This window comes from Aquisalimonas sp. (assembly GCF_007120195.1).
Classification (GTDB): Bacteria; Pseudomonadota; Gammaproteobacteria; order Nitrococcales; family Aquisalimonadaceae; genus Aquisalimonas.
In genome coordinates this window covers 1-10,896 of record NZ_SKOG01000185.1, presented here as the reverse complement: position 1 = coordinate 10,896, position 10,896 = coordinate 1, and the positions used below count along the sequence as shown (strand labels likewise).

12 protein-coding genes are annotated in these 10,896 nt (G+C 62.5%); 6 read left to right on the top strand and 6 right to left on the bottom strand.

Annotated features, from left to right (window positions below):
- Together prpC and prpB are read right to left on the bottom strand one after the other, a co-directional pair.
- The coding region (gene prpC, locus QZT63_RS13465) for a 2-methylcitrate synthase (RefSeq protein ID WP_290651986.1) at positions 1-1,118 on the bottom strand (1,118 nt) is incomplete at its 3' end.
- Entirely contained in the window at positions 1,115-2,008 is an 894-nt protein-coding gene (gene prpB / locus QZT63_RS13460; RefSeq protein ID WP_290651984.1) for a methylisocitrate lyase, read from the bottom strand. The genes prpB and prpC, both read right to left, overlap by 4 nt.
- A gap of 253 nt (positions 2,009-2,261) precedes the next feature.
- Between prpB and prpR the strand changes: the two genes are divergently transcribed.
- From prpR to QZT63_RS13440, 4 genes are all read left to right on the top strand, one after another.
- Positions 2,262-4,208, top strand: a complete 1,947-nt coding sequence (gene prpR, locus QZT63_RS13455) for a propionate catabolism operon regulatory protein PrpR (protein ID WP_290651982.1) — start codon at positions 2,262-2,264, stop codon at positions 4,206-4,208.
- A gap of 364 nt (positions 4,209-4,572) precedes the next feature.
- Positions 4,573-4,983 carry a hypothetical protein gene (locus QZT63_RS13450; protein WP_290651981.1) on the top strand — a complete coding sequence of 137 codons (411 nt, stop codon included), beginning with the start codon at positions 4,573-4,575 and terminating at the stop codon, positions 4,981-4,983.
- A 41-nt stretch (positions 4,984-5,024) separates the two neighbouring features.
- Entirely contained in the window at positions 5,025-5,462 is a 438-nt protein-coding gene (locus QZT63_RS13445; RefSeq protein WP_290651979.1) for a DUF1841 family protein, read from the top strand.
- A 125-nt stretch (positions 5,463-5,587) separates the two neighbouring features.
- Positions 5,588-6,049, top strand: a complete 462-nt coding sequence (locus tag QZT63_RS13440) for a peptidylprolyl isomerase (RefSeq protein WP_290651977.1) — start codon at positions 5,588-5,590, stop codon at positions 6,047-6,049.
- Between the two features lie 94 nt (positions 6,050-6,143).
- On the opposite strand, the gene QZT63_RS13435 is transcribed toward QZT63_RS13440, so the two are convergent.
- Positions 6,144-6,689, bottom strand: coding sequence for a hydrolase (locus tag QZT63_RS13435; RefSeq protein WP_290651976.1), 546 nt, complete (start codon positions 6,687-6,689; stop codon positions 6,144-6,146).
- 294 nt (positions 6,690-6,983) lie between these two features.
- On the opposite strand from QZT63_RS13435, the gene QZT63_RS13430 reads away from it, so the two are divergent.
- Together QZT63_RS13430 and QZT63_RS13425 are read left to right on the top strand one after the other, a co-directional pair.
- Positions 6,984-7,937: a sodium-dependent bicarbonate transport family permease gene (locus tag QZT63_RS13430; RefSeq protein ID WP_366637046.1), complete on the top strand. Its 954-nt coding sequence runs from the start codon at positions 6,984-6,986 to the stop codon at positions 7,935-7,937.
- Positions 7,934-8,227, top strand: a complete 294-nt coding sequence (locus QZT63_RS13425) for a DUF3240 family protein (protein ID WP_290651974.1) — start codon at positions 7,934-7,936, stop codon at positions 8,225-8,227. The genes QZT63_RS13430 and QZT63_RS13425 overlap by 4 nt, the downstream gene beginning before the upstream one ends.
- Before the next feature lie 52 nt (positions 8,228-8,279).
- Here QZT63_RS13425 and QZT63_RS13420 read toward each other — a convergent pair whose 3' ends face one another.
- The 3 genes from QZT63_RS13420 to QZT63_RS13410 all read right to left on the bottom strand — a co-directional run bounded on the left by QZT63_RS13420 (position 8,280) and on the right by QZT63_RS13410 (position 10,876).
- Positions 8,280-9,860, bottom strand: a complete 1,581-nt coding sequence (locus QZT63_RS13420; protein WP_290651973.1) for a bifunctional GNAT family N-acetyltransferase/carbon-nitrogen hydrolase family protein — start codon at positions 9,858-9,860, stop codon at positions 8,280-8,282.
- Between the two features lie 188 nt (positions 9,861-10,048).
- Positions 10,049-10,546 (bottom strand): thiol peroxidase, encoded by a 498-nt coding sequence (gene tpx / locus QZT63_RS13415; protein WP_290651972.1) that lies wholly within the window; start codon positions 10,544-10,546, stop codon positions 10,049-10,051.
- A gap of 42 nt (positions 10,547-10,588) precedes the next feature.
- A complete protein-coding gene (locus QZT63_RS13410; protein WP_290651971.1) occupies positions 10,589-10,876 on the bottom strand; it encodes a hypothetical protein in 288 nt (95 codons plus the stop codon).
- Between the last annotated feature and the right edge of the window lie 20 nt (positions 10,877-10,896).

Sequence of the window (10,896 nt, the reverse complement as noted above, 5' to 3'; positions counted from 1 at the left end):
TTCTCGGGGCCCACGTAGTTGGCGTTGGGCCGGATGATCTTGTTGTCCTGGCGCTGTTCCAGGACATGGGCCGCCCAGCCGGAGGTGCGCGAAATCACGAAAATGGGTGTAAACATCGCGGTGGGAATGTTCATCGCGTTGTAGGCTACCGCCGAGAACCAGTCCAGGTTGGCGAACATGTTCCTCGACTCCAGCATCACGCCCTCGATGCGATCGGCAATCTCAAACATCTTGGTGTTGCCGTTTTCCTCCGACAGCTTGCGGGCCACATTCTTGATCATCTGGTTACGCGGGTCACTGATGGTATAGACGGGGTGACCGAAACCGATGATCACCTCCTTGTTCGCCACCCGCCGCTGGATGTCGGCTTGCGCCTCATCGGCGCTGACGTAACGCTGCTGGGTATCGAAGGCCACCTCGTTGGCGCCGCCGTGCTTGGGTCCGCGCAGTGCGCCGATGGCGCCGGTGATGGCCGAATACATGTCCGCACCGGTACCGGCGATGACCCGCGCGGCAAAGGTGGAGGCATTGAACTCGTGCTCGGCGTAGAGCGTCAGCGAGGTGTGCATGGCCTGCACCCAGGACTCCGACGGCTTTTCACCGTGGAGCAGGTGCAGGAAGTGGCCGCCGATGGAGTCGTCGTCCGTCTCCACCTCGATGCGCCGGCCGTTGTGGCTGAAGTGATACCAGTACAGCAGCACGGAGCCCAGGGAGGCCATGAGGCGGTCGGCAATCATGCGGGCCCCGGCAACATTGTGGTCGTCCTTCTCCGGCAGCGTGCAGCCAAGCAGCGAGACGCCGGTGCGCAGCACGTCCATGGGGTGGGCGGAGGCGGGCAACTGCTCCAGCGCAGTCTTGACCGGGGTCGGCAGGCCACGCAGGCGCTTGAGGTTGGTCTTGTAACTGCTGAGCTCGGCCTGGTTCGGCAGCTTGCCATGCACCAGCAGGTAGGCGATCTCCTCAAATTCGCAGGCTTCGGCCAGATCCAGAATGTCATAGCCGCGGTAATGCAAATCATTACCGGTGCGGCCAACGGTGCACAGGGCCGTGTTGCCGGCGGAAACGCCGGAGAGGGCAACGGATTTCTTGGGCTTGGGGGTGGTGGCAGCGTCACTCATGCTTGCTTCTCCTGGCTGAACAGTTGATCGAGTTTTTCCTCGAAGGCGTGATAGTTGAGGAAGTCGTAGAGCTCTGCACGGGTCTGCATCAGCGGCACCACGCTCTCCTGGGTGCCCTCGGCGCGCACGGTCTGATAGACCTTCAGGGCCGCGGCATTCATGGCCCTGAACGCGGACAGCGGGTACAGCACCAGCCCCACGCCGGCGGCACCCAGTTCCTCGCGGCTGAAAAGCGGTGTGGCGCCGAACTCGGTGATGTTAGCCAGCACCGGAACCTGGACCGCCCGGGTGAAGGTCTGGTACATGCCCAGTTCCGTCATGGCTTCCGGGAAAAGCATATCGGCACCGGCCTCCACATAGGCGCAGGCACGGTCAACCGCCGCCTCCAGGCCCTCCACGGCCAGGGCATCCGTGCGCGCCATGATCACGAAGTCCGGGTCCGTGCGCGCATCCACCGCGGCCTTGATCCGATCAACCATTTCCTGCTGAGAGACGATGGCCTTGCCGGGGCGGTGGCCACAGCGCTTGGTCTGCACCTGATCTTCAATGTGACAGGCGGCTGCTTCGTGCTTGATCAGAGACTTGATCGTGCGCGCGATATTGAAGGCACCGCCAAAGCCGGTATCGGCGTCCACCAGCAGCGGCGTGTCCACGGCGTCGGTGATGCGGTTCACGTCCGTTAGCACATCATCCAGGGTGGTAATCCCCAGATCGGGCAGCCCCAAGGAACCGGCGGCGACACCGCCACCGGAGAGATAGAGGGCGTTGTAGCCAACCTGCGTCGCCATCAGGGCGTGATAGGCGTTTATGGCGCCCATGACCTGAAGCGGCCGCTCGGCGTTAACGGCAGCGCGGAAGCGTTGCCCAGGCGAAGATGTCTTGTTTCCCATGGCGCTTTTTCCTGTTTGAGTGCGGGCCCAGCCAGGGCCGCATGCGTTTCAATAGTTTTCATCAGGGTGTATTGCAAGCACCGGGCCAACACGCGGAAATCACCAACAATCCGTGGCAAGACGTTGATATTAAAAGCCTCTTTTCGTGTTTAAGTGTTTCGAGAACATGTCGTAAATGTTTCACAAAACGTTTCACTGATTTATACTGACACACATATTGAAACAATTATCTTGACTCACACCGAGGGTCCAGATGCAAAATCAATCGTCCAGGAGCAACCACAAGCCGATCATCCTGGCGGTGGGGTTCAGCAGGCTGAAGGAGGTATTCCGCGAGATCGTGCCCAGCTACGCTGAGCAGGTGGACATACGCATCATCGAAAAGGGCTTTGAGGACGCCCTTGAAGAGGTGCACCGGCGACAGCGCGAGCATGCCGTGGACGCCCTGGTTGCCGCGGGTTCCAATGGCGCCTTTCTCAGAAGGCACCTAAGTCTCCCCATCGCCCTGGTCAAGCTGACCGGATTTGATGTGCTGAAGGCGCTGGCCACGGCAAGGAAGCTATCCAGTCGCATTGCCATCGTCACCCATGGCACCACGCACCCGGAGCTGCAACAGTTCCAGCAGCGTTTCGGGCTGCAGGTTGAACAATTCGCCTACGAGTCTGCAGCCGACGCGCAGGACTGTGTCACCGACCTGGCCGCGAGCGGCGTTAAGGTCATCATCGGCCCTGGCCTCATCACCGATCTTGCCGAGCAGGCCGGCCTCGCCGGTGTTTTCCTCTACTCACATGGCTCCGTGGGAGAGGCTCTGGACAACGCCATCGAGATTGCCCGGGTTGGCCGCGCCGAGGTAGCCCGGCGGGAGCGACTGGATACCATCCTGCAACAGCTCACTGAGGGTGTGGTTGCCGTGGATATGGAGGAACGGGTGCAGTCGTTCAATCCCGCCATGGAGCGGCTGCTCGGCGTGCAGGCTGAGCATGTGATTGGAAGACGGCTGAGTGAGGTTGCTTTCAATCTCGGGCTGAAGGAGACCCTTGAGCAGGGCAAGGCCGAATTGGAGGGAATACACCGCATTGGCAGCAGGACCCTGGTCACCAACCGGATTCCCATCCGCGAGCAGGGGGTGCAAGTCGGCGCGGTCATGACCTTGCAGGATTCGGCCACGATTCAACGCGTGGACCGCAGCCTGAGGTCCACTGAGAAACCCAGGCAATTTGCAGCCAAATACGAGCTTGAGCAGATCATTGGCGACTCCCCTCCCATCCACCATGCCAGGGAACTTGCCGCAAAATACGCTGCCACGGATGCGACCGTGCTGGTCATCGGCGAGAGTGGGACCGGCAAGGAATTGCTTGCCCAGGGTATCCATAATGCCAGCCGACGTCGCGGGCATGCCTTCGTGGCCCTCAACTGCGGCGCGTTTCCGGAATCCCTGCTGGAGAGCGAATTGTTCGGCTTCGAGGAAGGCGCCTTTACCGGTTCCCGTCGTGGTGGCAAGCCCGGCATGTTCGAGACTGCCCATACCGGCACCATTTTTCTAGACGAAATCGGCGAGATGCCACTGACCCTGCAAACGCGACTGCTGCGCGTACTCCAGGAGCATGAAGTGATCAGGCTTGGAGCAACCCAGCCAACGCCTGTAGACGTCCGCGTAGTCGCCTCAACCCATCGTGATCTGGCTGCGGCGGTTCAGGCTGGGGAGTTCCGACAGGATCTATATTACCGGCTCAATATCCTGCGCCTGGACGTTCCGCCCCTGCGTGTCCGTACCGAGGATGTGTGGGCCATTGCGACCCTTTCCCTGGACAAGGCCCTGCGCCGCCTGGGTGCCCCCCGCGCATCCGGGCTGATCCTGCCTCAGGTCATGCCCTATTTCGTTGCCTACCACTGGCCCGGCAACGTTCGCGAATTGGAGAACCTGATCGAACGTTTGGCCATATACTACAGTGAATTCGACAAGGGAGAAGTGGATCCCGCTCATCTCCAACGCCTGCTGCCCGAGCTGTTCGACCCCGCCGCCGATTCCCTGGCCCCACCACGAACCCGGCCCGAAACCGGTGCCGAGGAACTTGCCCGCATCAAGTTCGTCCTCGCGCAATGCAAAGGCAACCGAACCGCGGCATGCAAACGACTCGGCATCAGCCGTAGCACACTCTGGCGCAAGCTCCGATCTCAAGGCATGGACCAGGCCCTCTGAACGCTGAAGCTGGAAGCGTTGGATGATGCTGCCGTGGCGGATGGGGATGCCGGAGAGCGCTTGGAACCTGGTTCTCGACCCGCTCGCCCGGAGCGCTCATCTTGCCTTTCGCCTCGCAGGTTAAACATACGCGCCGAGAGCCGTATCTCGCAGTAGGAATGCCGGCTAACCGGCACCCTATATCGTTACACACAACCCACGGCCCGGAGGCGTCATAGGCGGCGAGTGCGAGGACGAAGTCGCGTGTGCGTCGGAGGCCGATCCAGGTACAGCGGGGCATTGTGGGCGATGACCGGGTGGTACGATATTCCACAGGAAAGCGGAATTTTTGCATGCACGCAAGCGAGCCGCGATACAGGTTCTGATGAACGAAGACATTGTTGCCAACCGGCCGACGACAAGCGCCGCGCCGAGTGCGAAGGCGCGCCGGGAGAAGACGGAGCGCGAGCTCGCCCGGTGGCAGGACAAGGCGCTGCGTAAAGAGGCGACCCGGGAGGTGATGCGCGTGCTCGACACCTGCAGGGTGAGCAACCGCGAGGCGCTGGAGCTGATCGGCCTCTCCCCGGAGTCCCAAGGACAGATTGCTGGGTTTCGCAAGGGCGAGCGCATTGTCGGCGCGGGGGGCCCGGCTCGAGCAACTCCGTCCGTGGTTTGCCCCCGGCACCTCCGGCCCGCGCCTGGGCCCTCTGGAATGGAGGTCAAGCGCTGCGCGCCGGGCGGCCGACGTGGGCGCAGGCGGTGTTTGACCGCCCCAATGACCGCCGGGATACTGTGACGGAACCGGTTGGGTTCCTGTCCTTGGAACACGGAGACGTGATGTTCGCCAATGACCGCAGCACCCTCCGCCAGCAATACGTGGAGGCATGGCGCAAGCATCGCAACGGCGAGCCGCTCTCACCGCTCGAGTCGATGATCGGCGAGGTGGTGGCCGAGCACCCGGAATACCACGCCCTGCTGGAGGACCGGGACACGGTGGCGAACGCGGACTGGCAACCGGAGGACGGGCGCACCAACCCGTTCCTGCACATGGGGCTGCACTTGGCGCTGCGCGAACAGGTCTCCACGGACCGACCGCCCGGCGTGCGTGCGGTGCACCAGCACCTCGCGCGCCGCCTCGGGGATCACCTGGAAGCGGAACACCGCATGATGGAACCGCTGGCGGAGGCATTGTGGAATGCCCAGCGCAGCGGCAGCATGCCGGATGAGCGCCAGTACATTGAGGCGTTGCAGGAGCTCTTGGCGCGGCACCGCTGACAAGGGGGCGCGGCGTCCGACGCCGCGACCACACAGAACCCCTTGGCAGGCAAGGACAATCCTTTACCTGGTCCAGCGCCCACCGGTATCATAATGCGTTCAATTCATTATCAGAGGTTTCCCTCATGCAGATTGCTAAGGACAAGGTCGTTGCCATCGACTACACACTAAAGGACGAAGAGGGCAGCGTCCTGGATACGTCCGAGGGCAAGGAGCCACTTGCGTACCTGCACGGCTCCGGGAACATTATCCCTGGTCTGGAGAAAGCCCTGGAAGGCAAGAATCTGGGTGAGGAAGTGAGCGTGCACATTCCCCCGGAAGAAGCCTACGGGGAACGCCGCGATGACCTGACCCAGGTTGTCCCGCGCAGCCTGTTCCAGGGGGTGGACGAACTCCAGGTCGGCATGCAGTTCCAGGCTCAGGCGGAAGGCGGCGAGCAGATCGTCACCATCACCGGCATCGACGGCGACGAGATCACGGTCGACGCCAACCACCCCATGGCCGGGGTTCCACTGAACTTCGACGTCAAGGTGGTGGATGTCCGCGAGGCCACCGATGAAGAAAAGGAACACGGACACGCACACTGAGCGCGGGCGAGTTCGGTGACTGGGGCGCGGCATCGCTCCAATGCTGCGCCCCATTAATTGAGACGCAATACCGTGCTCCCGATGGGGCGGTGACTCAGCGGATAAAGCGCTGCTGCACCCGACGGAAGAGTTCGGTATCCGCGCGGTTCAGCCATTCGAACGCCACCATCTCCCGCGTCACGATGCGCACGCCGGCGTCGCGCATGCGCTCAATGGCCACGTCGACATCCCGGGGCTTACGGCTGGAGATGGCATCCGCCACGACAAACACTTCGTAGCCGTCCGCCACCAAGCCCAGGGCGCTCTGCAACACGCACACATGGGCCTCGGTTCCGGCAACCACGATTTGTCGCCGCCCAACGGCCGCCAAGTGACGGCGAATCGGGTCTGAATCCATGCAGGAGAAATGCACCTTCTCCAGCACCTCCTCGTCCACGACCTGGGAACGAACCTGCGCCACCGTCGCCCCCAGCCCCTGCGGGTACTGCTCCGTCAGGCGCACGGGCAAATCCACCTCGCGCGCGACACGGATCAGCCAAGCGGCGTTTTCGATAACCTGTTCGCTCTCGTGGATCGCCGGTGCCAGCTTGTCCTGGATGTCAACGACCAGCAGGCAGGATGTCTCGGCAGAAATACGCAATGAAAGCCCTCCACGTGGTTGTTCTCCGCTCGCCGCCCGGGCGCAGTCGCCGCGACCGCACCAACGGCCATAGAGCCCCATCAGACCACAGCCGACGCTGTCTTGCCAACGGCAGCATCCCGGAATACGGACCCTGGTGGACCGGTACACCCTCACTCCGGCGAAAAGGGGCGCTTTTCCATGGCGCTGGCACGCGCCTCCAACGGCTGGCGCACTGAGGAAGGTCCTGCACTGGGGCCGGCGCGGGCCTTGTGCTACGATCAGCGGCCGCGCGTCAGTGACAAGGAGATCCCCTTGGAACTCGATCCGGTCATCCTGTTTTTCCTGCTGGGCCTCGGCGCTGGCCTGATGCGCGCCGAAATGCGCCTCCCCGCTGCGGTCTACGAACTCCTTACGGTCATCCTGCTGCTGTCTATCGGCCTGAAAGGGGGGGTAGAGCTGGCGGGGGCGGACTTGGCGCGCATCCTACCCAAGCTGGGCGTCGTCGCCGCCATGGGCATCGTCGTGGGTCTCATGGGTTTCGCGATCCTGCGCCTTTCGCCCCGACTGCCGCGTGCGGACGCCGCCGCCATCGCCGCCCATTACGGCTCGGTGAGCGTGGGAACCTATGCCGTCGCAATCGCCTTCCTGGATACCCTGGGCGTCGATTATGAGGCCTACGCCGCCGCCTTCGTGGTGGTGCTCGAGGTCCCGGCCATTCTCCTCGGTATCGTTCTGGTGCGGGGCCTGCGCCCCAGCGTCGGCTGGGCCTCAGTCATGCATGAGGTCTTTCTCGGCAAGGGCGTCGTGCTGCTGCTGGGGGGGCTGCTCATCGGCGTGCTGATGGGCCCCGAGCGGCTGGAGCCCTTTGAACCATTATTTTTCGACGCGTTCAAGGGCGTGCTGGCGCTGTTCCTGCTGGAAATGGGGCTGGTCGCCGCGACCCAGGCCGGTGCCCTGCGCCGTCACGGCGTGTTCCTGATTGGCTTCGCCCTGCTGTTTCCGCTGCTGGGCGCCATAGTCGGCGCCGTGTTTGCCTGGGGCTTAGACCTGACCCTGGGCGGTGCCCTATTGTTGAGTGTGCTGGGTGCCAGTGCCTCGTACATCGCCGCGCCAGCGGCCATGCGCCTGTCGGTCCCGGAAGCCAATCCCGGCCTGTCGCTGACAGCCTCGCTGGCCGTGACATTTCCATTCAATGTGCTTGTCGGCATCCCGCTGTACTATGGTGTATTGAGTGTCGTCTACCCCGGTGTAGGAGGTGGGGCATGAAGCGCAAGCTGCTGACCGTGATCACGGAGCAAGCCCTGGAGCGCCAGCTTGTGCAGTGTGTCATGGACCACGGCGCACGCGGCTACACCCTGACCGAGGCGCGAGGGCAGGGCCGACGGGGCGTGCGCTCGGCGGATTTTGAGCAGGTCGGCAACATCCGGCTCGAGGTCATCTGCGAAGAGGACGTCGCCCGACAGATCGCCGAGACGTTGCACAAGAAGTATTTCGACGATTTTGCCATGGTCCTCTACCTGCAGGATGTCGAGGTATTGCGTTCAGAGAAGTTCTAGTGTCCTGATCCCCCACGACACCGGAGAGGTCGCTACAACAACCGCGCCGGGATTACTCGGATCGGGTCGTGTCCTGACCGATCCACTGCACCTGATAGAGGTCCAACCGCCGATCTTGGTAGTTGCGCACGGAGCCCTGGTAGCGCATCTCGCGCAGCTTCTCCAGATCCAGGTCGACGATGAGCGTCATCTCGGTGTTCGGCGTCGCCTCCGACACCACGGCGTCATGGGGGAAGGCGAAATCCGACGGCGAAAACACGCCGGACTGGGAGTACTGGATGTCCACGTTCTCAACGTTCGGCAGGTTGCCCACACTACCGGTGATGGCAACATAGCACTCGTTCTCAATGGCCCGGGCCTGGGCGCAGTGGCGCACGCGCTGATAGCCATTCTTGGTGTCCACCCAGTAGGGTACGAACAAGATGCGCATGCCCTGCTCCATCAGCACCCGGCTGAGCTCCGGGAATTGAACGTCATAGCACACCAGGATGCCAATCTTGCCCACGTCCGTGTCGAACACGCGCAGCCCGTCACCGCCGCGCAGTCCCCAGTAGCTGCGCTCGTCCGGCGTGATGTGCAGCTTGTGCTGCGTATCCCAGCTGCCGTCACGCCGGAACAGGAAGGAGACGTTGTTGAGCTCCTTGTCGCCGTAGACCGGCATGCTGCCGCCGATGATGTTGATGTTGTAGCTCACCGCCAGGGACAGCATTTCCTCGCGGATCTCCTCCGTATACTGCGACAGACCGCGAATCGCCTCGGCCGGGTTGTCCTGATTGAAATTCGACAGCAGCGGGGCGTTGAAGAACTCCGGAAGCATAATGAAGTCCGCGTTGTACCCCGCCAGCGCATCGACGAAGAACTCCACCTGCTGCATGAGCTCTTCCACGGAGTGCATGGAGCGCATCTGCCACTGCACCGCGCCCACACGCACCACGGTCTTGTCACCGCCGAGCAGCGACCTCTCGTCCTCTTCCTCGTAGAAGATGTTGTTCCACTGGACCAGCGTGGCATAGGCCTTGGAGTCCCGATCCTCGGGGAGGTAGTTGGTGATCACGCGGCGCACGTGGAAGTCATTGGCCAGCTGGAAGCTCAGAATCGGGTCGTACACCTCCTGGCGTTTCACCAGCTCGATGTACTCCTCCGGCGACATTTCCTCCGCGTACTGCGTGTACCCGGGAATGCGCCCGCCGGCGACAATGGAGCGGCAGTTCAGTTTCCGGCACAGCTCCTTGCGGGCATCGTAGAGGCGGCGACCGAGGCGCATGCCCGAATAGCGCGGACTGACGAACACGTCCACCCCGTAGAGGACATCGCCGTTGGGGTCATGCGTGGTGAAATAACCATTGCCGGTAATCTGGTCATAGGAATGCCGATCCCCGAAGCGGCGGTAATCGACCATGAGGGTCAATGCCGCCGCGACGACCTTGCCGTTGTCTTCGATGCAGATCTGGCCTTCCGGGAACCGGTTGAGCTGGGCATTGAACTGCTTGCGCGTCCACGGCCCCATGGACGGATAGACTTCCTCCATGATTTCGCGGATGTCATCGTAGTCGTCCACGCGCAAATTGCGCAGCATCAGCCGATGTTCGTCGGTATCTTCGTGCTGCTCGCGGATATCTCGATTCTCGGTCATGACTGCCAGGTATCTCCTGCATGCAAGCGAGGTTCCGGATATGTACGACGCCATGGGACGGCGACTCCGGAACGGAACGGCCCTGTGATGATACGCGATTGTCGGTGACGACACCTCGAAACGACAAGGCCCGCCGGCGGCGCCGGCGGGCCTCCACGACGACCTTAAACGCCCGTGCACGTACCGCCTCAGAGCTGCGCCAGGGCCTTGTCGTAATCCGGCTGCTGCCCGATCTCCGGCACCTGTTCCGTATAGATCACCTGCCCGTCCTCATCGACAATAACAACCGCACGGGCCAGCAGGCCGGCCAGCCGCCCGCTCACCATCGCGACCCCGTAGTCGTGGCCGAACTCCGGATGCCGGAACGTCGACACGGGCTCCACATCGTCCAGTCCTTCCGCGCCACAGAAGCGCGACTGCGCGAAGGGGAGGTCGGCCGACACACATAATACGACCACATCCGCCCGCTTGGCGGCATCCTCGTTGAACCGCCGAACGGATTTGGCACACGTCGGTGTATCCACGCTGGGGAAGATGTTCAGCACGAACTTCTTCCCCCTCAAGTCCTCCTGGGAGAGTTCCGAGAGGTCCGTGCGGGTGAGCCTGAAAGCCGGAGCCCTGGTTCCGACCGCCGGGAGCTCCCCAGCCGTACGCACCGTCGTGCCGCGCAACGAGATTTCCGCCATCAATGATCTCCTGGGTGATTGGCGAAGTGGCACCCGCGAAGACTAGCGAAAGTGCGACCAGGCCTTGCGAAAACCCTCGTCCAGATCCGTCCACGCCTTCTCAGCGCGCTTACGAAAATCATCCCAGGCATCCTCACCGGCATGCTCCAGCTCTTTCATACGCTCACGCGCCTCTTCGCGACGCTGCCGGAGCTCTTCGATCTCCGCCTCGTAACGCAGCCGTGCATCCGCCTGCGCTTCCTCGGCCTTTGCCTCCAGTCGCGCCAAATCGGCATTCCACTGATCCAGCTGCGCCTTGAACTTCTCCAGATATTCATCCCGCCGCGCCATGGTCACCTCCTATTCTGCTG